The organism is uncultured Roseibium sp., assembly GCF_947496995.1.
GTDB lineage: Bacteria > Pseudomonadota > Alphaproteobacteria > Rhizobiales > Stappiaceae > Roseibium.
Window position 1 is genome coordinate 650,739 of the sequence record NZ_CANMFD010000001.1, and the last position, 24,705, is coordinate 675,443.

At 54.0% G+C, this 24,705-nt stretch carries 15 protein-coding genes; all 15 read left to right on the top strand.

The genetic code is table 11. The features are described from left to right. Positions 1–245 precede the first annotated feature (245 nt). The 15 genes from hsdR (at position 246) to Q1B40_RS02995 (ending at position 24,693) form a co-directional block, all read left to right on the top strand. Complete coding sequence (gene hsdR, locus Q1B40_RS02925) at positions 246–2,705, top strand: EcoAI/FtnUII family type I restriction enzme subunit R (protein WP_299809729.1); 2,460 nt, start codon at positions 246–248, stop codon at positions 2,703–2,705. Beyond that, positions 2,705–3,955, top strand: coding sequence for a PD-(D/E)XK nuclease family protein (locus tag Q1B40_RS02930; RefSeq protein WP_299809781.1), 1,251 nt, complete (start codon positions 2,705–2,707; stop codon positions 3,953–3,955). The genes hsdR and Q1B40_RS02930 overlap by 1 nt, the downstream gene beginning before the upstream one ends. A gap of 3 nt (positions 3,956–3,958) precedes the next feature. Further along, positions 3,959–5,407: a class I SAM-dependent DNA methyltransferase gene (locus Q1B40_RS02935; RefSeq protein WP_299809784.1), complete on the top strand. Its 1,449-nt coding sequence runs from the start codon at positions 3,959–3,961 to the stop codon at positions 5,405–5,407. Further along, positions 5,404–6,486, top strand: a complete 1,083-nt coding sequence (locus Q1B40_RS02940; RefSeq protein WP_299809787.1) for an endonuclease NucS domain-containing protein — start codon at positions 5,404–5,406, stop codon at positions 6,484–6,486. The genes Q1B40_RS02935 and Q1B40_RS02940 overlap by 4 nt, the downstream gene beginning before the upstream one ends. Next, positions 6,483–8,174: a restriction endonuclease subunit S gene (locus Q1B40_RS02945; protein ID WP_299809791.1), complete on the top strand. Its 1,692-nt coding sequence runs from the start codon at positions 6,483–6,485 to the stop codon at positions 8,172–8,174. The genes Q1B40_RS02940 and Q1B40_RS02945 overlap by 4 nt, the downstream gene beginning before the upstream one ends. Continuing rightward, complete coding sequence (locus Q1B40_RS02950) at positions 8,171–8,527, top strand: hypothetical protein (protein WP_299809794.1); 357 nt, start codon at positions 8,171–8,173, stop codon at positions 8,525–8,527. Before Q1B40_RS02945 ends, Q1B40_RS02950 begins: the two co-directional genes overlap by 4 nt. A 132-nt stretch (positions 8,528–8,659) precedes the next feature. Further along, positions 8,660–9,619, top strand: a complete 960-nt coding sequence (locus tag Q1B40_RS02955; RefSeq protein WP_299809797.1) for a DUF4145 domain-containing protein — start codon at positions 8,660–8,662, stop codon at positions 9,617–9,619. A gap of 73 nt (positions 9,620–9,692) precedes the next feature. Beyond that, on the top strand, positions 9,693–10,163 hold the full coding sequence (locus tag Q1B40_RS02960; protein WP_299809800.1) for a hypothetical protein: 471 nt from the start codon (positions 9,693–9,695) through the stop codon (positions 10,161–10,163). A gap of 264 nt (positions 10,164–10,427) precedes the next feature. After that, on the top strand, positions 10,428–13,643 hold the full coding sequence (locus Q1B40_RS02965) for an AAA domain-containing protein (RefSeq protein ID WP_299809803.1): 3,216 nt from the start codon (positions 10,428–10,430) through the stop codon (positions 13,641–13,643). Next, a complete protein-coding gene (locus Q1B40_RS02970; protein ID WP_299809806.1) occupies positions 13,640–15,253 on the top strand; it encodes a hypothetical protein in 1,614 nt (537 codons plus the stop codon). The genes Q1B40_RS02965 and Q1B40_RS02970 overlap by 4 nt, the downstream gene beginning before the upstream one ends. Next, positions 15,250–17,454, top strand: a complete 2,205-nt coding sequence (locus Q1B40_RS02975) for an AAA family ATPase (protein ID WP_299809809.1) — start codon at positions 15,250–15,252, stop codon at positions 17,452–17,454. The genes Q1B40_RS02970 and Q1B40_RS02975 overlap by 4 nt, the downstream gene beginning before the upstream one ends. Then, a complete protein-coding gene (locus Q1B40_RS02980; protein WP_299809812.1) occupies positions 17,441–19,024 on the top strand; it encodes a DUF2357 domain-containing protein in 1,584 nt (527 codons plus the stop codon). Before Q1B40_RS02975 ends, Q1B40_RS02980 begins: the two co-directional genes overlap by 14 nt. Positions 19,025–19,032: 8 nt before the next feature. Then, positions 19,033–21,420 carry a hypothetical protein gene (locus Q1B40_RS02985; protein WP_299809814.1) on the top strand — a complete coding sequence of 796 codons (2,388 nt, stop codon included), beginning with the start codon at positions 19,033–19,035 and terminating at the stop codon, positions 21,418–21,420. A 140-nt stretch (positions 21,421–21,560) separates the two neighbouring features. Then, positions 21,561–23,465, top strand: coding sequence for a DUF262 domain-containing protein (locus Q1B40_RS02990; protein ID WP_299809815.1), 1,905 nt, complete (start codon positions 21,561–21,563; stop codon positions 23,463–23,465). 601 nt (positions 23,466–24,066) lie between these two features. Next, positions 24,067–24,693 (top strand): hypothetical protein, encoded by a 627-nt coding sequence (locus tag Q1B40_RS02995; RefSeq protein WP_299809817.1) that lies wholly within the window; start codon positions 24,067–24,069, stop codon positions 24,691–24,693. The last annotated feature ends 12 nt before the right edge of the window (positions 24,694–24,705 follow it).

The window sequence follows — 24,705 nt, forward strand, 5'->3', positions numbered from 1 at the left end:
TGATACTGCCAGCTATCTGGTCGACAAGCCATCGCAGTGGCAATGTAGGAGGCTCTCGAGGTCGGGAAGAGAAAATGCCCGGCGCGCGCACGAAACAGGCGCGAGCCGAACACGCGGAGATTTCAACGGACATCCCGGTGTTCGGATGAAAAAACCGTACAGGTCACCTACCACACTCAATTGCAGACCTGGGTCTCTACAAGCGAATGTTTGACTTCAATTATTGAATCCGTTCAATTTCCAATATGGATAAGAAAAGCCTTTCAGAACGCGACATTTGCACAAAGTTCATCACTCCTGCCTTGCGCAATTCCGGCTGGGATGAGCAGCTGCAGATACGTGAGGAAGTCAGTTTCACGAAAGGCCGCATCATCGTCCGAGGCAAGCTGGTCAGCCGCGGCAAAGGCAAACGTGCCGATTACATTCTTTACTACAAGCCCAATATCCCTCTCGCGCTTATCGAGGCAAAGGACAACACTCACAGTGTGGGGGATGGCCTGCAGCAAGCCCTCGACTACGCGGAGACACTCAAGGTTCCTTTTGTTTTTTCATCGAACGGGGACGGTTTTGTTTTTCACGACCGAACAGGCGACAGCGAACCGCGAGAGGTCAATCTCGGCCTGGATGACTTTCCGTCACCGGCTGAGCTTTGGGCGAGATATCGAACCTGGAAGGGGCTGGATACCGAAGCGGAGAGGGTCGTCTTGCAAGACTATTTCGATGATGGCAGTGGCAAGACCCCCCGCTATTACCAGGTCAATGCGATCAATGCGGCGATTGAGGCAATCGCCAAAGGAAGGAAACGAGTCCTGCTTGTCATGGCGACAGGGACAGGCAAGACCTACACAGCGTTTCAGATCATCTGGCGCCTCTGGAAAGCGCGAACTGCAAAACGAATCCTGTTTCTCGCTGACCGGAATGTCCTGATCGACCAGACGATGGTGAACGATTTTCGTCCGTTCGGCGGAGCCATGGCCAAGCTGTCCACAAAGGCCAAGACCATTGAACGTCAGGACGGCAGCACAGAAGATCTAACCCTTGCGCTAGATAAAAAGAGGCGTATCGACACCGCCTATGAGGTCTATCTCGGACTTTACCAGGCCATCACCGGGCCTGAGGACCGACAGAAGCTCTTCCGCGAGTTCTCACCCGACTTCTTCGATCTCATTGTGATCGACGAATGCCACCGCGGCAGTGCTGCGGAAGACTCGGCCTGGCGCGAGATCCTGGAACATTTTGCTGACGCAACACAGATTGGCCTGACTGCAACACCCAGGGAAACGGAATACGTTTCCAACATCGCTTACTTCGGAAAGAATGTATTCAAATACACTTTGAAACAGGGCATTCGTGACGGCTTCCTGGCACCTTACAAGGTCATCAAGGTTCATGTTGATCATGACGTTCAGGGCTACCGGCCTCAAAAGGGGCAACTTGATCGCGAAGGCGAAGAGGTCGACGACCGCATTTACAATACCAAGGATTTTGATCGGGCGCTGGTGCTAGACGACCGAACCAGACTGGTTGCACGTAGGGTCACGCAATTCCTCAAAGAGAGTGGAGACCGCTATCAGAAGACGATTGTTTTCTGCGTTGACCAGGAACATGCCGATCGCATGCGCCAGGCACTGGTGAATGAAAACGCCGACCTTGTTGCGGAAAACCCTCGCTATGTCATGCGGATCACTGGCGGGGATGCCGCTGGGCAGGCCCAACTTGATAATTTCATAGATCCTGAATCCAAATGGCCGGTGCTGGTAACGACTTCTCGCCTGCTCTCAACCGGTGTCGATGCGCAGACCTGCCGCCTGATCGTGCTTGATCGCGAAGTCGGTTCCATGACCGAATTCAAACAGATCGTGGGACGGGGGACTCGAGTCCATGAAGATACGCGGAAATTCTATTTCACTCTGATGGATTTTCGGGGAGCCACGAGCCACTTCGCAGATCCGGAATTTGATGGTGAACCGGTGCAGATCTATCAGCCTCGAGAAGACGACCCGATGATGCCGCCAGATCCGGAAGAACACGAGACGGATGGTATGGATGAGGAAGGATCCTCTTATGATCCGGAACCTGTCGATGAGCTGACTGGTGACGCTCCGGCGGATTCAGCTGGACAAACCGGCGGCAGAGGCCAGCGTAAGGTTTATGTCGACGGTGTCGGTGCCAACATCGTTGCAGAGCGCATTGAGTATCTGGACGAAAACGGAAAGCTCGTCACGGAATCGCTGCGCGATTTCACCAAGAGAGCTCTTCGCAAACGGTTCGCCAGCTTGGACGAGTTTCTCACGCGCTGGAATGCGAGCGCTCGAAAGAAGGCAATTCTCGACGAACTGGAGAACGAAGGCCTGCCGCTTGATCCCATACTCGATGAGCTGGGAAAGGAACTCGATCCCTTCGACCTGATCTGCCATGTTGCCTTCGATGCCAAGCCTTTGACGCGCCGGGAAAGAGCGGAAAATGTCAAAAAGCGTGACGTCTTCACTAGGCACGGTGATAAGGCGCGTGCCGTTCTCGATGCTCTGCTGTCAAAATATACCGACGAAGGCGTTATGAACCTGGACGACACGAACGTGTTGCGGATCAATCCGTTTTCGGACCTTGGTACGCCGATCGAACTTGTTCGTGCCTTCGGTGGCAAGCTGGGTTTTGAACAGGCTGTTCAAAGTCTACAAGCTGAACTCTACAGGGACACCGGCTAATGGAGGTCGACAGTCCTTTGACGCAAAGCACTGAAATTGAAACTGCGCTCACGGAATTGGTCACGGAGTGCCCGGAACTCGCCCAACTCGAGGCATTGCTCTCTCAATTCAATGTTTTCAGGGTCCTTGGAGCGACCCACAGCGAATTGAGACATTCCAACATGCTGGCGTGGCTATTCGATCCGTCCGGTTCGCATGGCCTTGATGACCTTTTTCTCCGCCGATGGTTGATGGAAGTCATGAAAAGGGGTGCAGAGCTGGACAGCCGGCCAAAAGGCTGGGTGTCACCAATCGCTATTGATGTGATGGAAATAGATCGCGTCGAAACGCACCGCGAATTCGATTTCATTGACTTGTTGCTCGAAATTCACCCTAAACAGGGAAAACCTTGGCTGATCTGCATTGAAAACAAGGTGGGAGCAACCGAGGGGCCGGACCAGCTCAAGCGATACTATGAAAAGATTGAGCGAAGATTCGAAAGCTTCGATCGAAGAATCTATGTGTATTTGACCGCACATGAAGGCACTGCGAAGCACAATCAATTTATCGATGCGGGATATAAGACCGTAATCGCTGTCCTCGCCCAGTGCATTAAGCAACAGGAGGACAGCATCGGGCCGGAACCGCTCATTTTGATGACCCATTATCAAGATCTGCTCAAGGAGTTTTTTATGGACGACGGTGAGGCAGCACGACTTGCGCGACGGATCTATATGAAACACCGGCAGGCTCTTGATTTCATTTTTGAAAACAAGGTCGATCCCAAATTCGAAGCGACAAATGCGATTGAAAAAGCGTTGGCTCAGCAAAGTGATCGGTTGGAGTTGGTTATGGCGCCGTCCAGCAAGGGCAACGTCAGATTTCTGCCAAAGGAATGGGCTGTCGACGAAAACACGGGAGGCACAGCCTGGGGAGAGAACAGCAGATATGTGCTCTGTGAACTTTCGCTTTGGTCGAAGACGGTCAACTTGCACGTTATTCTTGGACGTGCTCCGGAAAGCTGGGCGGAACTGGTTTGGCAGCGAGCTGAGCATCCACCATTTCGACGTACTCGGAACAAGCGGCCGCAGTACTGGGTGAAACCTCACACCATCAAATCCTCAATTTCCGTCGCCAGGCTTTTTGAACTCAGCGACGAGGAAACGGTGGACGAATTAATGCCCTGGTTGAAAAATCAGCTGGCAACCGAAAACTTCCGGGCCGTTACTGCCGAAATTTCAAAACTCCTGCCAAGCCTGAAAGCCGAATAACCCATGTCCGTCCGTACAACCGTCAAGTCCATCCAGGACATCATGCGCCAGGATGCAGGCGTCGATGGTGATGCCCAGCGCATCAGCCAGCTTTGCTGGATGTTTTTCCTCAAGATCATCGACGATCAGGACCAGGAATTCGAACTCCTGAAGGACGATTACAAATCGCCGATCCCCGAGCGCTTTCAATGGCGAAACTGGGCTGCGGATCCGGAAGGGATCACCGGAGATGATCTGCTCACCTTCATCAACGGGGAGCTGTTCCCAACGCTGAAAGAGCTGGCGCTGGCAACACCGCGCGCGCGCACCGTCCGCGATGTCTTCGAGGACGCCTACAATTACATGAAGTCCGGTCAGTTGATGCGCCAGGTGGTCAACAAGATTGACGGCATCGACTTCAACAATCTGAGTGAACGCCAGCATTTCGGCGACATTTACGAGCAGATCCTCAACGATCTGCAATCCGCCGGCAATGCAGGGGAATACTACACCCCCCGGGCCGTGACCGCCTTCATGGTCCAGATGACAGATCCGAAGCCCGGGGAGACCCTGTTCGATCCGGCCTGCGGAACTGGCGGGTTTCTGACCTGCTCTATCCGGCACATGCGGGACGAGTACGTGAAACGTCCGGAGGACGAAGTCATCATGCAGACTTCGCTACGGGCTGTCGAAAAGAAACAGTTGCCGCACATGCTGGCGGTTACCAACATGCTGCTTCACGGGATTGAGGATCCGTCCTTCCTGCGCCACGACAACACGCTCGCTCGGCCCTACATCTCCTGGGGGCAGGACGAGCGTGTTGACATCATCCTGAGCAATCCTCCCTTCGGCGGGCGAGAGGAGGATGGCATCGAGAGCAACTTCCCGCAGCACTTCCGCACACGCGAGACCGCCGACCTCTTCCTCGCCCTGATCGTTCGCCTTCTGAAACCCGGTGGACGTGCGGCGGTGGTCCTGCCCGACGGCTCGCTCTTCGGCGAGGGCGTCAAGACCCGGCTCAAGGAACACCTAATGGAGGAATGCAACCTTCACACCATCGTGCGCCTGCCGAACTCGGTGTTCAGGCCCTACGCCTCAATCGGGACCAACCTGCTTTTTTTCGAGAAGGGCGCACCAACCTCTGACGTCTGGTTCTGGGAGCATCAGGTGCCGGAAGGGCAGAAAGCTTATTCCATGACCCGGCCCATCCGGTTGGAGCATCTGGCAGACTGCGCTGCTTGGTGGGGAGGCAAGGAGCGTAGGGGACGGGCGGAAAATCAGCGCGCCTGGAAGGCTTCCCTCGAGGATATCAAGGCCCGCGGCTACAACCTTGACATCAAGAACCCGCACACGGTCGAGGAGGATCACGGTGACCCGGAAACCCTTCTGAAGGATCTGACTACTGCCGAAACCGAGGTAACGGAGATCCGCGACCAGCTGAAGGCCATCCTGGCGGAGGCACTCGCACAATGAATGAATTGAACTTTTCCGACGATGCCCTCGGACGTCTCCGGGCAGCCAAGGCAGTCATGCTTGATCGCGAGGATATCCGCAAGATTCAGGAATCCAAGGACCAGGTTCTTGCCCGCTACAATCCAGCTTTCCAGACCGGAGCGATCGACACCCTGTCAGAGGATGTCCTCCGGTCTTTTCTGTATTTTGAAAACAACCATCATTGGTCGGGATTGAATCGGCAGGTGAACCGCATTTGCGCGGACATGGAAGCAACCCGTCAGGCTCTTGCAGAGCTTGTCGATGAAACGCTGCCAATCGAGGGCCGGATGCATGCAGCAACTGGCATCAAGGGCATGGGCAAGGGCATCATCACCGCCATATTGCATGTTGCCTACCCGTACAAATACGGCGTCTGGAACAACACCTCCAATGACGGATTGCTCGACTTAGGTCTTCTCCCGGCATTCCCTCGCGGTGCCAGCTTCGGTGAACGGTATGAGGCAGTCAATCGGGTGCTCACGCACCTAGCACAGGAGTTGGATGTAGACCTCTGGACGCTTGATACGATGTGGTGGTTTCTTCACGTGGAAGAAGACCTGGACGAGGAAGAGACCAACCTTCCTGAGGAACCGGCTGATCCTTTAGCAAAAGGACAGAACACCAGAAAGGCCCGGTTCGCCCTGGAGCGTCATCTACACGACTACATGTTCGACAATTGGGACATGCTAGACCTCGCAAAAGAATGGAACATCTTCAGCCGGGACGGAGAACCTGAAGCCGGCTACGAATTCCGCACACCGATCGGCCGGATCGACCTGCTTGCACGACACAAGACCGATCCACGATGGTTGGTGATCGAACTCAAGCGCGAAAAATCCTCTGATGCCGTTGTCGGTCAGGTCCTCCGCTACATGGGCTGGGTTCAAAAACATCTCGTGGAAGATGGCGAAGAAGTTGAAGGCCTTGTTGTGGCCACAGAAGGGGATCCGCAACTTCATTATGCGCTCGAAGTCGTGCCTTCGGTTTCCTTCAAGTCCTATGAGGTAGAGTTCCGCCTCAAGGCAGGCCCCTCGTTCGAGGAGTTTGCCAAGCCATGAACGTGGATCGGTTGCTTCAACTCTATGAAAAAGTCGCCGACACGCCGGAAGCTGTTCCACGGCTGCGGCAGTTTGTTCTGGATCTCGCCGTCCGGGGAAAGCTGATACCCCAAGATCCTTCCGACGAACCGGCATCGGAGTTGCTGAAAAGGATTGTGGCTGTAAATGCGCGCCTGAAGGTCAAACACAGCTCTACGCCAGTAGCTGGTGAAGAGTTTCCGTTTCCCTTGCCCAAAGGGTGGACTTGGAGCCGAATTGGAGACCTGTGCTCAAAGACTGGCTCTGGAAGCACGCCCAGAGGTGGGAAGGAAGTTTACAAAACCACTGGCGTCCCATTCTTACGTTCGCAGAATGTGTACGATGACGGTCTGCGTCTTGCCGATGTAGCCTACATTGACGAGGAAGTGCACGAACGCATGGCCGGCACGAAAGTTGTCGCGGCAGACCTGCTACTGAACATTACCGGAGGCTCGATCGGACGCTGTTGCCGGGTTCCAGATGACTTCGGCGAAGCGAACATCAGCCAGCATGTAGCCATCATACGGCCGTCGGCCGAAGGAATGTCGGACTTCCTGCACAAGCTGATCCTTTCTCCGTATTTTCAGGACTTTATTTTCGGTGGGCAGACCGGAGCAGGTCGCGGCGGTTTGCCGAAAAACAGAATGGATCGGATTATCGTTGCCCTTCCACCCCTCCCCGAGCAGCAACGCATCGTAGCACGGGTCGACGAATTGATGGCATTGCTGGACCGCCTTGAAACGGCGCGATTGCAGCGAGAAGCTAGCCGCGACCGTCTGGCCACCGCCAGTCTCGCCCGCCTGACCGGACCTGCTGCGACGACAGAAGACTTTGCTGCCAGCGCCCGCTTCGCCCTCGTCGCGCTTCCTGCTCTCACCACACGTTCAGACCAGATCAAACAACTCCGCCAGACCATCCTAAACCTTGCTGTCCGTGGGAAACTGGCGGAACAGGATCCGAATGACGAACCGGTCATTCTGCCCCAATCCGGTAGAGTTAACTGTCCAGAGCCGCTGCCAACCACCTGGCACTATACGCGCCTTGTCCATCTCCTCGCCGAGAATACGCGCAACGGCTACTCGCGACGCCCAGACGATGCAGATAACGGAGTGCCTATCCTACGCATCAGTGCCGGAACAGTCCGACAAGACGGCATAGTCGCGGAGGAGGAACACAAACTAATCAGCGGTATTGATGATGCTACGCGCATTCAATACAACCTTCAACGTGGCGACTTGCTAGCTTGCCGTTTCAACGGCAACAGGGCGTTTGTAGGCCGTCTGACGCTGTTCGATGACTACTTGCGGCTCAATCCGATTTATCCTGACAAGCTGATCCGAGTGCGCCTCGATCGGCGGTTTGCCTTGCCAGAGTTCATCCGCTTAGCGGGCGAAAGCGAACTTGTCAGAGGAAACATTGAGGCGTTCTGCGCGACCACAGTCGGCAACTGGGGGATAAGCGCGTCAAATCTTAAGGAGGTGCCATTCCCCCTCCCCCCCCTCGCCGAACAACATCGCATCGTGGCGAAGGTTGATGCCCTTCTTGCACTCTGCGACAGTCTCGAGGCCGCCCTCAACCGCGTAGACACGACCCGCGCCCGCCTCCTCAATTCTCTCCTTCACGAGGCTCTCCCCCCGGCGACAGAAACCCAACAAGAGGCGGCTGAATGAGCTTTCGCGTATTGGATGCATTGCCCATCCTGGTGCTTCGCTTTGGAGAGACGATCAACAAAGTCCCGGATGATCGCAACGGGCGTCGGGGATATGAAAACAAGAAAGTCATGGGCTTTCGGACGCGGTCCGGCAAAGTCCTGGCTCTGGACGTTGACGGAGAATACGACGAGGTGGAGGTCTGGATCGAACCACCAGCACCTCCGGCGATCATTGGCATCCGTATTTTGAAACCCCGGGAAAGTCACGACCTCCATCGAACGGAACTCGCGCCGCTTGCGAAAAAGGCAGGTGTCTATCTGACGGCTGAAACGAAAGCGGGATTTGAGGAATTGCTCTCGTGGTATGCATGAGCAGCCGCCCCTTCAAAAGTGTACAAGACATAAGGCTGGGCGCATTCCCGTGGTGACCCGCGCTTGCTTGTGTGACGCGTGTCATTACAGGGCACGCCCCGCGACTGCCGTTATCAAACGGGAGAATGCGCAATGAATTCAAAGAGTAAGGATTCTCCAGAAGTCGTCGAATTTATGCTTTTGTTCAATCGTCTGAAGGAGTGGTTCGACGATGCTCCTGATTTGCTTGCCAAACAGGCTCTCGGCGATGAAGAAGCGGAAAAGCTTTGTGCCAGGCTGTCTCAGGTTGGCTTTTTTCTGACTATGAACGAGCGGCGCGCTCGTTCGCTTTTTACGGGGCCCGTCGACCCGGCGTTCCTTGCCGCCTGGCGTGATTACGAGGAACGTTACCAAGCGGTTGTTGCGGGCGTTTGGCTTTCGAACATACTGCCTCGTCCTGCGACCAACGGCACCTCTCGGATTCCGAGCGCAGAACTGCAGTGGCAAGCTGCGCATGAGGATGCAAAGGAGCAGGCAAGCGGTATCGAGGCGGCGCTCGATTTCGCGAAACACAACGCAGACCAGGCAGACAGGTGGAATGACCAACCGGACTTCATTGAAGAAATTCAGGAAGGAACGGCTGCATGGAGACGTCTGAAGAAGGACACCGGATTCGACTCGACCGGTGTTTTTCGACGTCGCGAACTCATCCCATTCGTCCTGGTTCCTCGACGGGTCTTAGATAAGTGTGGCGAAACCGAAGCGCATTCGATGTTGAAAAATCTGCAACAGGCACACGACGCCTTTGTTTTCGGCGCCCCATTTGCCGCCATTGCCCTCATGCGCTCGATCATGGAAGCCGTGCTCCGTGACCACTACGAGGTTTCGGGATACGACCTCAACGAACGGATCAAGAAAGCTCACAAGCTGCTGCCCCCTGGAGCAAATCAGGCGGCACTGCATCGTCTGCGAAAACTGGCAAATGCCATCCTTCATATCGATCAGGAAAAGGACGAGGGATTACCAAAACTGGATGACGTTCAGTTGGAGAAGGAGATCGTCTCACTTCTGTTTGTCCTGCGTGCGTTGATCGAGGGCGCGCGAGTTAAGTAATGGACTTGAAAGGCGAATATTCTCAATCAGCGGGCGCTCTGCGACTAACCACTGCAATTCTTGAAAGAAGCACATGGGAGAGACAATCGACTGGGGCCAGGTCGCCCGGTTTCTCGATGATCTATATACTGCGTCTGACGGTCTGGAACGGATGTTTCCTGGTCGCAAGTTCACTCTGGATGGTCATCTCGTCGGGAGTATAGGCGAAGTACTTGCCGCCTACATGTTCGACCTCGAACTGAACCCGGCTTCAACACTGGGTCACGACGCAACGGCGCGTGATAGCCGAAACGTCGAAATCAAATTGACCCAGGGCTCAAGCGTTGCAATACGGCATGAACCGGAACATCTCATTGTCTTGCACAGACCCAAGAATGCTCAGGTGCGGGTCGTCTACAACGGGCCAGGATCTGTTGTGTGGAGCGCCGCCGGCACGATGCAGAAGAACGGCCAAAGATCCATATCCATTGCCCGATTGTCCGGTCTCGATAAAGAAGTCTTTGAAAGAGATCGACTGCCGCAACAAAGGATGCCGCCGGTGTAACCATGAGGATCGGGTGCACCATAATGTTGCGGCATCCGGCGCGGCCATGAACGCCTTTAGTGGTTCTTTTGTAGTCTGATCCGAAAGACCGTCAATTTCTGAATTTTCTGCCGAAGTGGTTCAACGATTGGGCACCCGAAATTCGAACTACGAACCACCTCTTGAAGCACAGTTTACGCGCGAAAAACATATCGCGCACAGGTTGCGCCATGTATATGGCTCTCCTAGAATGCTCTGAAATTCCGCCTGAATTTGGTGCACCCTTTGTTAGTAGAATCCCTGTCGCGACTTATTTATATGCACCCGCGCGGCTTAAGTAATGAGCAGCTGCTCTGGCGCTTGAGAGATTCCGGCATACGTGTCAGCGCTTCCGAAATTCTCTCGACTTTGACGACGCTTGCCGAACGCGGCGAAATTGTTCGAATGCCGGACCAGCGCTGGCGTCGCAAGCCATCCACTTTGCAGACTGTCAATCGATCGGCAGGCGAACCAGGCAAAACTGATCCGAGCGATCAGACGGCAGTCTCGAAAAGCCTTTTTGCGGTCAACGCAATCTCCCGGCCGATCAACCAGGATGAAGCTGAGTTAGGCGCAACACCAACTGAAAACCAGCAGTCCGAATTGCCGGAGCCGGAGCTTTTGCTGCGCTACTATGCCGCCACCCAACGCAAGGACCCGCGCGGCCGGATCACAACATTTCCGGATCTTCACGCGGAATCCTGGCAGCTCATGCGGATGAGCGGCACCTGGTGGGCGGATAACCTTCAGCTTGAAGTTTTTGCTACGGACCTTCCGGATACTTTCCGGGAGGCGCTGAGCCGTCGGAATGTGGACAGCGCAGCACTCGGGTATCCGCTTTTGCTATCCGAGACTAAAGAAGGTCAGACGATCTACCCTGCCTTTTTGTTCCCGGTGGAATGGCGCGTCCAGGACGATCGCCTGATCATGAACGTTCAGCCCGGAGAACCTTCCATAAACCCTGACTGGTTGTCGCAGGTCATTCGGCAGACACAATGGACAGAGCACGATCTGCTTGAGCGGTTGTGGATGCTTGGCGAAGCTCAGGATCTCGGGTCTCTCTCCGATCGCCTGAGACACACTCTGGCAACATTGGGGGCCGAACGAATCCGGGTGGCGGATCTGGAAAATCAACTGCCACTGCAAAGACAAGGATTGCACAACTGCGCCGCCCTGATACTGCCGGACGATTCCAGCTTTACAGTAGGTGCGGCCAAGAACCTCGAAAAGCTTGCCTCCTGGGATCGGGACACGTTGCTTTCAACGTCCCTGGGTGGTTTGTTTTCCTCCGCGAACGATGCAGTAGGCAAAGACAACGACCATCCAATCCTGTCTCCGGTGTTGCTTTCCGAGACTCAGAGAGAGGCCGTAAAATCCGGACTGACAAACCCTCTCACGGTGATACAGGGACCTCCAGGGACAGGGAAAAGCCAGGTCATCATTGCAACGATCGTTTCTGCTCTTCTGCAGGGCAAAAGCGTTCTGTTCGCCTCGAAAAACCATCAGGCTCTTGACGAGGTAGAAACCCGGCTAAAAGAACTGACGAACGATTCCCCTCTGGTCACGCGTGGACGCGACGCAACGGGAGAGATTGATACAGGCTTTCTTGACGCTTTTCGCGAAATCGTCGCCGGCGAATATCGCACTGAGGCGGATGACGCTGCTTATCAGAAGCTGGAAGCACTCAAAAGTGATGCTCTGAGGCTCGACGATCACCAACAGCTTCAGACCGACTTGCGATCGAAGCATGTCATGCTCTGTGATGTAGCGGACAAGCTTGAACGGCTTCAGCAAGCTGGAGAGGGAGATCCGGAAACTTCTGATCCGGCACCTACCAGAAGTCAGTCCTGGATCATCAAGTGTCTGACCTGGACCGGGCGCATGCTTTTCCGCAAACGCGATCGTTCAGGAGATATCCCTGCTCAGGACTACGATATTGGTCATCTGCTTGAAGTGCAGGCGAACCTTCTAAGGACGATTGCCGGCCTTCAGAAATCGGTGGCGTCCATGCCGACAGAAGAATTCCAGCGTCTCGAAAAGACGGTCATGGGAGGCATTGAACCTCTATTGAACCGCCTGGTGTGTGAACTCACGCAACCGACTGGGGACCAGCGGCGCGCGCTCAGTGAAAAGCAGAGAGAACTGGAATTTAACGGACTACGCTTGGCAGATGCTCTGCCCCTGGACGTAGCTGAACAGATTGTCGGCCTCCGGCCCGTCTGGGCAATTAGTACGCTTTCCGTTCCAAAGCGTGTTCCACTTGTTCCAAATCTGTTTGATTACGTGATTTTCGACGAGACCAGCCAGTGCGACATCGCCTCCGCCTTGCCGCTGATGGCTCGCGCGAAGCAGGCAGTGATTGTCGGTGATCCGCAACAGCTGAATTTCATCCCGGCGCTGGGCAGGCAAACCGAACATGCTCTGATGGACAGTCTCGAGCTCCCGAAAACGGGGCGTGCCACCTACGCGCAAAGCATTAACTCATTGTTCGACTTCGCCTCACACAAACCCGCAGCAGTCAATCATTTCCTGAAGGACCAGTTCCGGTCAGCGCCTCATATCGTCGACTATATCAGTGAGGATTTTTATCGCGGGCGAATGGTGTCTCAGCGCTCAGAAGACGAGTTCAAAGCTCCCACCGGTTACAAACCTGGATTGGCTTGGGACGATGTCCAGGGTTTCGTCCGGCGTGAAGAAAGCGGCTGTACGAACAACGATGAGGCCGAGCGGGTTGCCGAACTCGTTCAGCAATTTGCTTCGGATCCAAATTTTTCCGGAACTGTCGGTGTTGTGTCGCCCTTCAATGCTCAGGTTGCAAAAATCTCCGGCAAGATCGCTCAATGCGTTCCTCAAAAGGATCGCGATGCGCTCAAGCTACGGGTTTCGACTGTCGACAAGTTCCAGGGGGGGGAGGCGGATGTGATCCTGTTTTCGCTTGTCTTGGCGAGCGGCATCGATGCCGGCGCTCTCACGTTTTTGCGGAGGGAACGACGGCGGTTGAATGTGGCGATCAGTCGTGCGCGAGCGCTTTGCGTTGTTGTGGGCGATCTCACAACCGCACAACACTCCAACATTGCTCACATACGCTATCTGGCAAGACGGTCATCGAACAGGACGCTCACACCGAGGGCTCCCTTCGACAGCCTCTGGGAGCGTAGGATGAGTGCCGCTCTCAAGAAGGCAGGTTTTGAACCGATTCCCCAATACCCGGTCGGGTCCAGGTATCTGGACTTCGCACTGGAACCTGAGACCCTGAAAATTGACATCGAGGTCGATGGTCAGAGATGGCACACAGATGCCGATGGCAATCGAAAGATCGGCGATCGGCTTCGCGATCGTGAACTGACGGCACGTGGATGGACGGTTCTCAGGTTCTGGGTTCACGAACTCCAGCGCGACATGCCTGGATGCATTGAAAAAATCAAACAAACACACGACGCGCTGCGGGAGGCACAATCATGAACGCGAACCGGATTCAGCTCACGGTGATCGTCGTCCTGGCGGCTGCGGTAATCGGCCTCAATGTCATCCTGTTTCTGCAGTTTCGCGCTCAGGTCGACGTGCTTGATGCCCGTGAACGCGATATTTCGCATCGGGAGGCGCAGACCTCCAGTCTCGCAGCGCGGTTTACCGAGCTCGAACCTCAGGTTCGCGACCTGGAAGAGCGGCTCCGTGAAAGGCAGGAAGTGGAACAGGCTTTGCAAAAAGCCCGCGAGGCGGAAACCGAAGCTCTACGGACACGGGATGAGGCCATTCGCTTGTGGGAAAATGCGAAGGCTGAGGAACAATCGGCACAAGACTTCAAGACAAAGCTGGATGACGAAATCAATGACTTGGAAAGGCGAAAGCGCCAAGCATCTGACGAGTTGACCCGATTGCAAAACAGCGAAAACAACCTCAAGGGCGTGGAAGAAGAGCTACGCTTGGCGAGATCCCAACTTCAGGAAGTGCAAGCTAACTTGAGCCGCGCAGAGGCGGATAAAAAGAGAGCAATTGAACAGAAAAATGAAGCTGAAGTTACTTCGAAGAAGCTCACCTTAGACGCCGCGAACGGTCAAGAAAGACTGGAGGAAGCAAACGAAGATCTGGAGCGCGTAACCAAGTTGCGAGACGCCGCCAGAAACGAGCTTTTGGATACACAAAAACAAAAAAACGACCTCGAAAGTGAGATAGACAGCCTGCGATCAACACAAGCCGAGCTGGCTCCGGTTGTTTCGGAGCTTCAGAACACAAGGGATACACTCAGTGCCGACGTCAATCGCCTGACAGAGCAGAAAACCGATGCCGAAGCGCGCGCGCAAACGGCGCAGCAGGATGCGCAGCTAGCACAAGATCGAGAGGTGGCTGCAATTGAACGTGCTCAGTCAGAAGAAGAACGTGCCCGTGTTGCTGAAGAGCGTGCAAAGGCTGCCGAGGCAGATGAAAAGACGGCTTTGGATCGGAAAGCTGCCGTCGACAGCCAGCGCTCCGAACTCGCTCAAGATGTTCAGAAAATGCAGCAACGTCTAGACGTCCTGCAAAGTTCAATTGATGAAAAAGGACCGCAGTTAAGCTCAGTGGAAATGGACTTGAAGGCTAGGCAGGAAGAGCTTCGACAAGCACAGAGCGAATTGAATTCGAAAAATATGGATTTGGCGGGCAAGGAAGTGAGGCTGTCAGAATTGGATAGCCAAATCCGCATTCGGTCGAACGAACTGGAAAACATAGAAGCAGAATACAAAAATGCCGCGGACGAATATGCGAAAGCGCGAGCCGATCTCATTCCGGAGCAAGCCAAACTGGCAAATGCAAGGGCAGAACATACACGCCTGACTTTAAACTTGAATTCGCTGCGTGAAGTGCAGGCGCAGCTCGCTGAGCTTCCTGAAGAGCTTGAAAACCTACAGGGACAGCTAGCTTCGGAACGCGCTACTCTGCTGAACATTCGCAGCCAGATCGAACAGGCTCTTCTCGAGCGTGATCAGCTGATCACCCGGACAAAAGAAGTGCCGGATGCCGAGCAGGCTCCGTCGGCACCGCCTACCAACTCACTCAATGAAAATACTGAGACAGAACAGGAAGCGCAGCAATGACGCCGGCAGAACTTATTCTTATCGGTCTGCTTACACTTGTTCTTTTGGTGGCCATTCTCACCTGGTACGCAGCATGGAACGGGTACCGGGCGAACCGGGAGAGAGATTCCTACGAAGATAGGAAAAGCCGTCTTCCGGCAGCCACGGAATTCGAGAACATTTCCGAACGTCTCAAGCTTGCCAAGGCGGAGCTATCGGAACGGCAAGAAGAACTCTCGGTTGTCGAACAGAAAATCCAGGACCGGGATAGACTGATTGCCGAAGTGTCTTCGCTGCAGGAGCGGCTGGATGCCCTCCACGTGGAACATGCAGGGTTGTCTTCCGCTCGCGCAGATATTGAAGAGGCAAAAAAGGAAGCTGCTTCAGCTGCGTCCGAACTTGCCGAACTCAGTCAAAAACTGGATGCAGCCCGGACGGAGCACAACGAACTGGAACGAAGTCTTGAGGTACTTCGAAAGGAACGCGAGAAGAAACCAGAGAACCTCGAACGCCGGATCGAAGAGTTGGAGCTACGGCTTGAGACTCTCAAGGATGAACGGACAAAGCTGGAAAACGAGCTCGATCCCCTGAGAGAGGAACGCGACACACTCATGCGTCTTGTACACGAAGCGCGCAGGGCTGAAACTGAAAAACTTGCCTTGGAGCGGGACATTCAGTCGCTTGAAGAAGGCGTTGCTACTCTCAAGGAACAGGTTGCCGATCATGAACGCGCGTCAGCTGAAGTGGCCAGGCTCTCCGGTCAGGAGGCAACTCTTCAGGAGTCAATCAGCCGCTTGATGAGTCGTGAAGACAAATTGGCGGCCAAAGTTGATGAGTTGGAACAGGAAATCGCGGAGGAAGAGCCTAGGCTCGAGGAATTGGCGCAACTTGATGAGGACTTGTCGAACAAGCGAAGACGGGCTGCAGAACTTGCTGACGAAATCTCCAGCTTGATAGCCAGACGCACCCAAATTGAGAGTGATATGCCCAGCGGAACGTCCGCTGATGCAGGCCAACTGCTGGCAGACTTGAAGGCCGTGCCCCGGTGCCTTGAATTGCCGGAAAGTTTGCGGGCAAGCAGCATTAGGGAAACCGATGCACTTTACGAGGTTCAAAAATACCTCGAGCGACTAGGCCTGCGATATCATTGGCGAACGGTCTATGCTTTTCACACTTCCCTGAAAATCAACGATGTTGCGCAGCTAACAGTCCTTTCCGGTGTTTCGGGTACCGGGAAAAGCATGTTGCCTCGACGATATGCAGAGGCGATGGGCATGCACTTCCTTCCTCTTTCTGTTGAGCCGAGATGGGACAGTCCTCAGGATCTTCTCGGTTTTTACAACTACATAGAGAAAAAATACCGCGCTTCGGAACTCTCAAGAGCCTTGGTTCATATGGACCCGCATAATACTTCAGGACTGTCAAACCAGGACTTCAGTGACCATATGTTGCTGGTTTTGCTGGATGAGATGAATCTGGCGCGCGTTGAATATTATTTTTCCGAATTCCTCAGCCGCCTGGAAGCACGTCCCACTTTCAACAACGAAGGGGTACTGAACAGTCGGAAGGATTCCTTAATTCCGATTGATGTGCGGGGAGTTGAGCATGGCTCAGTTAACCTGTACCCGTCGCACAATATTTTGTTTGCCGGCACAATGAACGACGATGAGAGCACACAGTCCCTTTCGGACAAGGTGCTTGATCGAGGTAATATTCTTCAGTTCGCGGCCCCGACGGAGTTTTCAAGCTTTGATGTGCAGCGATCGGCAGAGCCTGCATCTGAGGGCATTCGCTTCGGAGAGTGGCGGAGCTGGACAAAGGAGACCTCCAGCCTGGAAGCCGCCCCGGCACAAATGGCGAGAACGACAATCAGCGAACTCGCCCAGATTATGGAGCATTTCGGTCGCCCATTTGGTCACCGGCTCAATGACTCAATTCTGTCATACGTGGCCAACTATCCCAAGGATGGCCCCGCTGGATCGGGCTCGAAGGTACCTCTTTCCGACCAGATTGAATTCAGGATCATGCCGAAACTTCGGGGGGTGGAGATCGACAATCATCAGGAAGGTTTCGAAAGGTTGGAGTCACTACTCCGCAATGAGCTTGCCGATGAAAATATGGCGGACAAACTGAAACAACTCAGGGAACAGCAATCCAACAGCACTGGGCTCTTTAATTGGCGGGGGCTTTCACATTCAGGAGCCGGCAATGCCGGCAATTGAGCTTTGGACCCGGCCTTGGGCGCTTGTTGAAACCAGCCGCAAGCACCGGTTTGCAATGGTTCCCGGTGCGTTCGAGTTGCCCGCCGAGAACCTTACAGCCACCTGGATATACACAACCACGTCAAATCCCTTGAGGGTGGATAGGTCACAGGCAACACTTGAACCGGTGCCGGGATATGTGGGGGAGGCGACCGGCCCCCGGACACTTGGTCTTGTTCCAGTTCCGCTACGTAGGCAGGCAGGTGTCCAGATCGAAGGACCCGACGGAATAATTTCGGTGTCGCTACCGCATTTTCCGGAACGCCCGTCAGAAGTGGAGGTCATCAGGACAGCTGATCAGGAGATTGCACATCATCTTTTTCTTCGGCTGAAGTCAGTCTGGGCGCGCCTAAAGGACGCTGAGGCGGCAAGTGCGGATCCATCGACTTTGTGGGTCGAACTCAGGCGGCGTTGGACAGAAGAGACCGTGCAGGACGACGCATTTATGGACGTCATTGTGCGCCATGCGCGCAACCTGGGAACGACAATTGATACGATCGAAAAGTCCCCGCGTCGGATTCTTCGCCGTTACCATCAGATGACCCCTTTGTCTCGTGTGCAGGAGGTTGATCGGCGTTCCATGACGTGGCTTATCAGGCAGCCCGGAGAGAGCCTCGCTGAGCGCGCTGGTGACAGGCAGCAAATCCTAGCCGTCGCCCGGCGGGAGAACTTTGATACGCTCGAGAACAGGGTCGTGCGCGCTTACGCGGCAATCGCCCGATCAAATGCGAAAGACTACAAGGAACGAAATTCGCAAGCTCAGCTCCACAGGCGCTTTCAGGACGTCTCCGCATTTGAGAAGCGTTGCAAGCGACTGGATCGGGATTTCGCGGAATTGGGTGTCCGAACCACTGATCCAGGCATCACCCCAAACTTTGTCATGCAACACAATCCCGCATACAGGAAGATCTGGGAGGCTTGGCAGGAACTCATCCAGCAGAGACGGGAGTTGGATGAGCTCTGGCGCTGGCAGTCCCGTTCCTGGGAGGACTATTGCGCACTGGTTCTGATGGTCGCACTGCAATCTCTACCCGGGTCAAAGCTTATAGCAGCCTCCCCGCTTTATTTCCGTGATGAGCAACATCGCGGATCATGGCTCGATCAGGATAATCCTTTTGGTGTCTTTTACTTGCCCGATCATCAGACCGTGTTTGAAGTCCGCTTCCGAATGAAACGGCCACACAAATTTTTGGCAGACTTTGGCGCACCAATCTGGGTTCGTTACGGAAAGCTGCAGGATGATAGATCCTTCCTGAAATACATTGCCGTATGGCCAATCTGGCATGCCTTAGGAGGCCTGTGCCCGGGCGAAGCAGATGAAATCTCGGGGCTAATCACTTTGGGGCGCAGAGCGCACCTGAGTGGTGGTGTTGTTATGCGCCCAACGGCGGGAAATGCCGATTCTGAATCAGAAGACGCTCCCGCAACCACGGCCTTAACCGTCGGAACTTCGGGCGCACCGTTACGAAAGGCGATTGGCAATCTGGTTCAGTTTTTCGACGAATTCCTGCAATCCGGGCCAATCACATGAGACGGTGGGTGGGCGTCGACATCAACGGATGGCATGATCTGGCGTGCCGGGACTGGAGCTTTGAAGACCCGGATACACCACTGCAGGACCCGCAATTGATAGATGGCGGACTGCAGGGGGTACTTGTTCAGTTGGATAGTGGCCGCTGGATCGGCGGTCCTCAAGCCAGCCTGGCGCCTCACGGAAGGAGTGGTGCCTGGGGAGAAGTTGGACTCCCGGAACGCCGCAAGTCTGTGCGTTCTTTATTAGACGCTCTGAAAGATGAGGCTGAAACTCAGTCGCACTTCCTGTTTTGGGCGCCTGTTGAAGCACTTACGGCCGGTGCTCAAAACTACTTCCTGACCATACCGGACAGCGTCTCTTACGACGAGAGCGTTCGAGAACGACTGCTAGGCGCATTGAGAGGCCAGAAGCGGCCGAAAGCGGCGCTTTTATGGCGATCCGTGGCATGTTTTCTCGGCGCAATGGAAACAGGTCAAATCCCATCTGACAGGGATGGCTTTCGTGTTCGGATCCTGACACACGTAAGCGACGGTTTGGAAGAACAGATATTGACCCTGCGACGCGTTCAAGGTCAATCCGGGCACTACGCGCCGGAAAGGCAGGGATACGGACAAACCTTCGGCCCGGAATTGGGCTTGAAAGCACTATTCGAAAGCGCCGAAAAAGACGTCCTGTTATCTGATCAGACGCTCCTAGAAGGGCGTTGTGACCCTACTTCCATGGCCTTTCAATTACTGTCTGGCCGGATGAAGCCGGGAGATGTTGAAATTCTTAGGCGTGCAAATGGCACCTGGGTGGAAATCTCTGCTCCAAAAATTGAGCCCTTTAACTCTCTCTCGCTTCCTGCAGGTCTAGAAGGTCATTCGGTTGAGCCTGCCGACATGACGTTGTTGTCGACACCTTTAGGCGCGAGTTTCGCAGATACGCTTGCTGACGTCGTCGAGACGTACTGGGGTAGGCTGGAGATGCTCTCGTGGGATGCCGCTGCGCGAGGTGCATTGAAGGCCGGCCTTCTGGTCGAAAGCGGACTACCACATTTCTTGGACCGTCTTGATCCCGTCAGACTTTGCCTGCTCAAGACCGAAGGTGCTGAGTTTGTGGATCTGATACCCGAACGGGAGACGGTTCCCGCAAACCATACCTACAAGTCGAAACCAATCACGGGGCCAGTCTGGGGTAGTGGGAAAACAACAATCGAATTTTATATCCAGAAGGGAGACACCAAAGTTCGACATTGGACTGCGACAACAGAGACACCTCCATCCGACGATACTTCTGTAGAAATCCATCTCAGTCAAAAGCCAGCGCAGGGCTGGGCGAAAATACAGATTGTGAGTTCAACCTGGGAAGATTTGAGAAGAAAGCCGATTGATATTGATTGGTTATCACTACCTGAAGATCAGCGCAGTCCGGAAGAAATCATCGAGGAGCTCGATAAAGATTTTTACCGACCGCAGATACCAAACCGGATTTTGGAGCCGTCCCATATCGATCTATGGACAAATGATGCGTTCAGATCGGGCATTCTGGACGCAGTATCTCAGTTTGAACAAAGAGGCCCCGAAGCTTTAGAGAGCCTTTCAAAAGCAATTAGGCGAAGGCTAAATCCTCCTTTGTACTCGACAGTCTATCTCCCTATCGGCACTGATGGAGAGTTACCCGAGCTCCTATCAGCAGATGACACTCTACGTTTCAAGAATGTAGTTCAAGCAATTGAACATGAAGTTATTTGCGTCGCGCAGAAGTCTCGTAATCGATTGAAAAACAACAATCACCTGCTTTGTCTCGGTTGGGCAACGGGACAGTGTTCCGACCGTGTCCAGGACGCGTTTTTGAATGCAATCCGCGCTGAGATCGAAGGCGAAGATCATCCACTTCTCAGTGCGCACGCATCGGCCCGTACAATTGTGCGCGGTGCAGCTCGCATAATGACTTCTACAGAGAAGCTACATTCACTTTTTAGCCTGCTTGTGAAAAGAAACCAAAATGCGGACACGCGTGGAGCGCTTTGTGATGCCTTGTCACGACGCAAGTTCGCTCCGCAAAGTCTAAGCCGGCAGCTGGCAGGCAAGATAGCTCAGGATACGGCAGAAAACATTGACAGACTTATTGAAAAGAAATCATTCGAAGTCGATCTCAAATACACACTTCTCATCCTGACAGGTCTCCTGCGCTATCGTGAAGTTGAACCTTGGTTTCTCACTCCAGACAACCCCGGGCATGGTCGAGAAATCCAGAAAAAGCTGGAAAAACTTCGAATTTCCGTTTTCAGGCACCGAAAACGCATCGGTCAGGGCGACCTGAAAGTCGAAATTATTGACAGTCTATTGGAGTATATTGAGGGAACTGGTGGTGATCCAAATCTACTCAGGATGCTGGAGGAAATAACATAGATTAGAAGGTAGATTTCTGGGAATTAATACGCTTGTCGATATTGATGGTTTGTTTCAGAGTTATTGGAGGCGACTGTGCTGGTAGCAGGTTGAATTATAAGACGAAAATAAAGGCAAAGTTATTTTTGGGAGTGATTCAAATGGATGCCGACGATCACCCGGTAGAAGTGGTTTTGAAAGAAGCGCGCCGTTTCATGGTGCCACTTTACCAGCGTAAATACCAATGGGGCGATGAACGCCTACTCCCCTTTTGGGAGGATGTCTCTGCAAAAGCCGCCGAGGTGCTTGTAGGCGAAAGTAAATTCGAGCATTACATGGGTGCGCTGATCCTAGCGCCTGTCGACAGCGGTGCGAAATTTGCTTTCACACCTACAGTCCAGGTCGTCGATGGTCAGCAGCGGTTAACAACGTTTCAGCTTTTCCTTGCTGCGTTGCGTGAGGTGGCACGAAGCCATGGTCAGGATGATTTTATAGACCACATAAACGGCTACCTGACCAATGTGCCGCAGAGCAAAGACACTGATCCGTTGACGCGCTTCAAGCTGACACCAACGCCTTCTGATCGGGACTTGTTCCACGACATCATCGATCTGCCTGCAGCCGAGGCTGACAAGAAATACAAGTCACTGTTTTGGGGCTCTACCGTTCCCAAAAGTCGACCGGAGAAGGCGTATCGCGCCTATCATCTGTTCCGACAGTGGATCGAGAACTTTGTTCAACGCGGCCCACAAGACTTCGAGGGAGATTCTGACGAGCTAGAGCTAGCTGAACAGCAAATCGTTGAGGAAACCGCCTCTGAGGATGTTTCGGCAAGACTAGAGGCGCTGCTCAGCGCCTTGCTGGACCGTCTAAAGCTGGTCGTTATCACGCTTGGAGAAAGCGATGACGCTCAAGTGATCTTCGAGACGCTGAACTCGAAAGGCGAACCGCTTTTGGCAATGGATCTCGTGCGCAACAACATCTTCCACCGAGCGGAGAAAGAGAAGGCTAAAGTTGAATCGTTATACAAGAAGCTTTGGGACCCACTTGATGATCCCTGGTGGCGTGAAGCTGCTCCAAATGCACGTCCCAAGCGTCCGCGACTGGATCATTTTCTGGCACATATGCTTGCCGCCGAATCGGGTAAAAAAATATCGATCCGCGAACTCTATGCAGAGTACCGCAATTTTGCGGTGCCAAAGGGCAAGCCTCAGTTCGACAATGTTGAAAATGAACTGAAGCTCCTTGAGCGTCACGCTCCAGTTTATCGCACGCTCGAAGGAAAGGAAAATTGCGACCCATCTTTGAAATGGCTTGGGCGCAAGTTGAGGACCTGGCAAGTCACCACTGTATATCCAGTGGCACTGCAGATAGGGCAGGAAGGTGTTCCATCGGAGGAGCGGGAAAAGCTGGCGCAACTCATTTATTCCTATCTTGTGCGTCGAACGCTTTGCAGTCTAACGACCAAAAACCTCAATAATGTTTTTCAGTCCATCGCAGCAGAGTTCCTAGAGAAGGGTGTTTTGGTCGAAAACTTTAAAGGCTACTTTTCGAAGAAAGCGGGTGTAAGCAGCCTGTTTCCAACCGACAGCGACGTTCGCAATGGCATCTTGAACAACAATGCCTATGCAATCTCACCGCGGCCTCGCTTGACGGACATCCTTTGGGAACTGGAACTGGCCAGCAGGTCGAAATTGGCCGAGAAGTCCGATCAGCCCGCAAACCTGTGGGTTGAGCACATCTTGCCACAGTCATGGGGTGATGACTGGCCATTCGAGGACGGGTCAACAGGGCATACCTCGGATGCGGAAGGCAAAGCCATTGCGCGGAACTCGATTCTGCACACTCTCGGCAACCTTACGCTCCTGTCTGGCGGTCTCAATATTGCGTCAGGCAACAAAAGCTTCGATGAAAAGAAAGCAAAGTTCGAGGAGCACACTGGGTTGTTTCTGAACAAGTGGTTTAATGGAAAATCATGTTGGACAGAAAATGAGATTCGTGAGCGTGGAGAAAGTCTCGCTGATCTTGCCACCGCCCGCTGGGTTGGATTGGAGGCAATAGAATGAGTGCTGGAAAATTTTGTTGGTCTTTCTGCTGGTCTTTTGAAGGTTTAAATTAAAAGTATAGATACAAAACAGTGCCTTATTAATTAAATATGATGCCTCTCCTGGCACCAAATTCCCGTTTCGGACAGCCTACCAAAGTCCGAAACACTCAAAAAAGCTCCGGTTCTCCGGGGCTTTTTTGTTTCGGCGATTCGGCAATCCCGGTTTCTCTCAAACGCATGCTTTTCCAAGTGAAGCCTCTGTTTCAGTCCGAGGCTCCGCCACTTGAGCCTTTTCCCCACACCCCGGTCATCACCGGGCCTGACCCGGTGATCTATGCCGTGCCGGTGGCTCAAGTCAGGCCTGAGTTTTTTGACCCGCCACGGCATGGATGCCATGGTCAAGCCATGACAGGACCGGAGGAGGGGAAAGAGGATTGTTATTACCGGTCTTCAATTTTCTGAAAATCCTCCAGTTCGTCATCCCGGCTCGCGCTGCGCTTGGCCGGGATGACTTCGGTGAGGTGCAAATTGCGTCGGCGGTCTGAGGGCCGTTTGGAAAGTCCTTTTCGGGGCGCCGGCACCGGAATTGATGTTTCAGGATCTTTTTAAAAGGAGCCCCCATGCGCCAACCCGGATCCATGAACTCCCTCGAAAACCTCGGCCGGGTACGCCTGTCCGAAAACTACTTCATGCGGGATTTTCTCTATTCGGAAATTTCCAATTTTTATGGCATTCCCAACATTCCGCATCATCCCGATGTCGCCATCGAGGCCGGCACGAGGCTGTGCGGGGAATTGCTGGAGCCGTTGCGCGCCGCCTTCGGGCATGTCGCCATCCGCTCCGCCTACCGCTCGCCGGAGGTCAATGCCTTCGGCAACGAGAACGATCTCAACTGCGCCCGCAACGAGGCCAATTATGCCCATCACATCTGGGATTACCGCGACGGTGAGGGGCGTCTGGGGGCGACAGCCTGCATTGTCGTGCCCTGGGTCTGGGACCGTCACAGCGAGGAAGGCGACTGGCGGCGGCTGGCGTGGTGGATCCACGATCATCTGCCGTATAATTCGCTCTGGTTTTTTCCGAAGCTCTGGGCGGTGAACGTCAACTGGCGCGAGGCCCCCGAGCGCCGCATCGACAGCTATGCCGTCCCGGCCGGCCTGCTGACAAAGCCGAGTTTCGATAACCACGCGGGCGATCATGGCGCGTGGTACGAAGGCTTTCCGGCGCTCAAGGAGCGCGATGGGTGAATTTGCTGTCCG

Excerpts from the sequence above, each read along its gene's own strand:
- Q1B40_RS02980 (WP_299809812.1), top strand. The coding sequence starts at position 17,441 with ATGCCGGCAATTGAGCTTTGGACCCGGCCTTGGGCGCTTGTTGAAACC.
- Q1B40_RS02975 (WP_299809809.1), top strand. The coding sequence starts at position 15,250 with ATGACGCCGGCAGAACTTATTCTTATCGGTCTGCTTACACTTGTTCTT.
- Q1B40_RS02950 (WP_299809794.1), top strand. The coding sequence starts at position 8,171 with ATGAGCTTTCGCGTATTGGATGCATTGCCCATCCTGGTGCTTCGCTTT.
- Q1B40_RS02935 (WP_299809784.1), top strand. The coding sequence starts at position 3,959 with ATGTCCGTCCGTACAACCGTCAAGTCCATCCAGGACATCATGCGCCAG.
- Q1B40_RS02930 (WP_299809781.1), top strand. The coding sequence starts at position 2,705 with ATGGAGGTCGACAGTCCTTTGACGCAAAGCACTGAAATTGAAACTGCG.
- Q1B40_RS02960 (WP_299809800.1), top strand. The coding sequence starts at position 9,693 with ATGGGAGAGACAATCGACTGGGGCCAGGTCGCCCGGTTTCTCGATGAT.
- Q1B40_RS02990 (WP_299809815.1), top strand. The coding sequence starts at position 21,561 with ATGGATGCCGACGATCACCCGGTAGAAGTGGTTTTGAAAGAAGCGCGC.
- hsdR (WP_299809729.1), top strand. The coding sequence starts at position 246 with ATGGATAAGAAAAGCCTTTCAGAACGCGACATTTGCACAAAGTTCATC.
- Q1B40_RS02970 (WP_299809806.1), top strand. The coding sequence starts at position 13,640 with ATGAACGCGAACCGGATTCAGCTCACGGTGATCGTCGTCCTGGCGGCT.
- Q1B40_RS02995 (WP_299809817.1), top strand. The coding sequence starts at position 24,067 with ATGCGCCAACCCGGATCCATGAACTCCCTCGAAAACCTCGGCCGGGTA.
- Q1B40_RS02940 (WP_299809787.1), top strand. The coding sequence starts at position 5,404 with ATGAATGAATTGAACTTTTCCGACGATGCCCTCGGACGTCTCCGGGCA.
- Q1B40_RS02945 (WP_299809791.1), top strand. The coding sequence starts at position 6,483 with ATGAACGTGGATCGGTTGCTTCAACTCTATGAAAAAGTCGCCGACACG.
- Q1B40_RS02955 (WP_299809797.1), top strand. The coding sequence starts at position 8,660 with ATGAATTCAAAGAGTAAGGATTCTCCAGAAGTCGTCGAATTTATGCTT.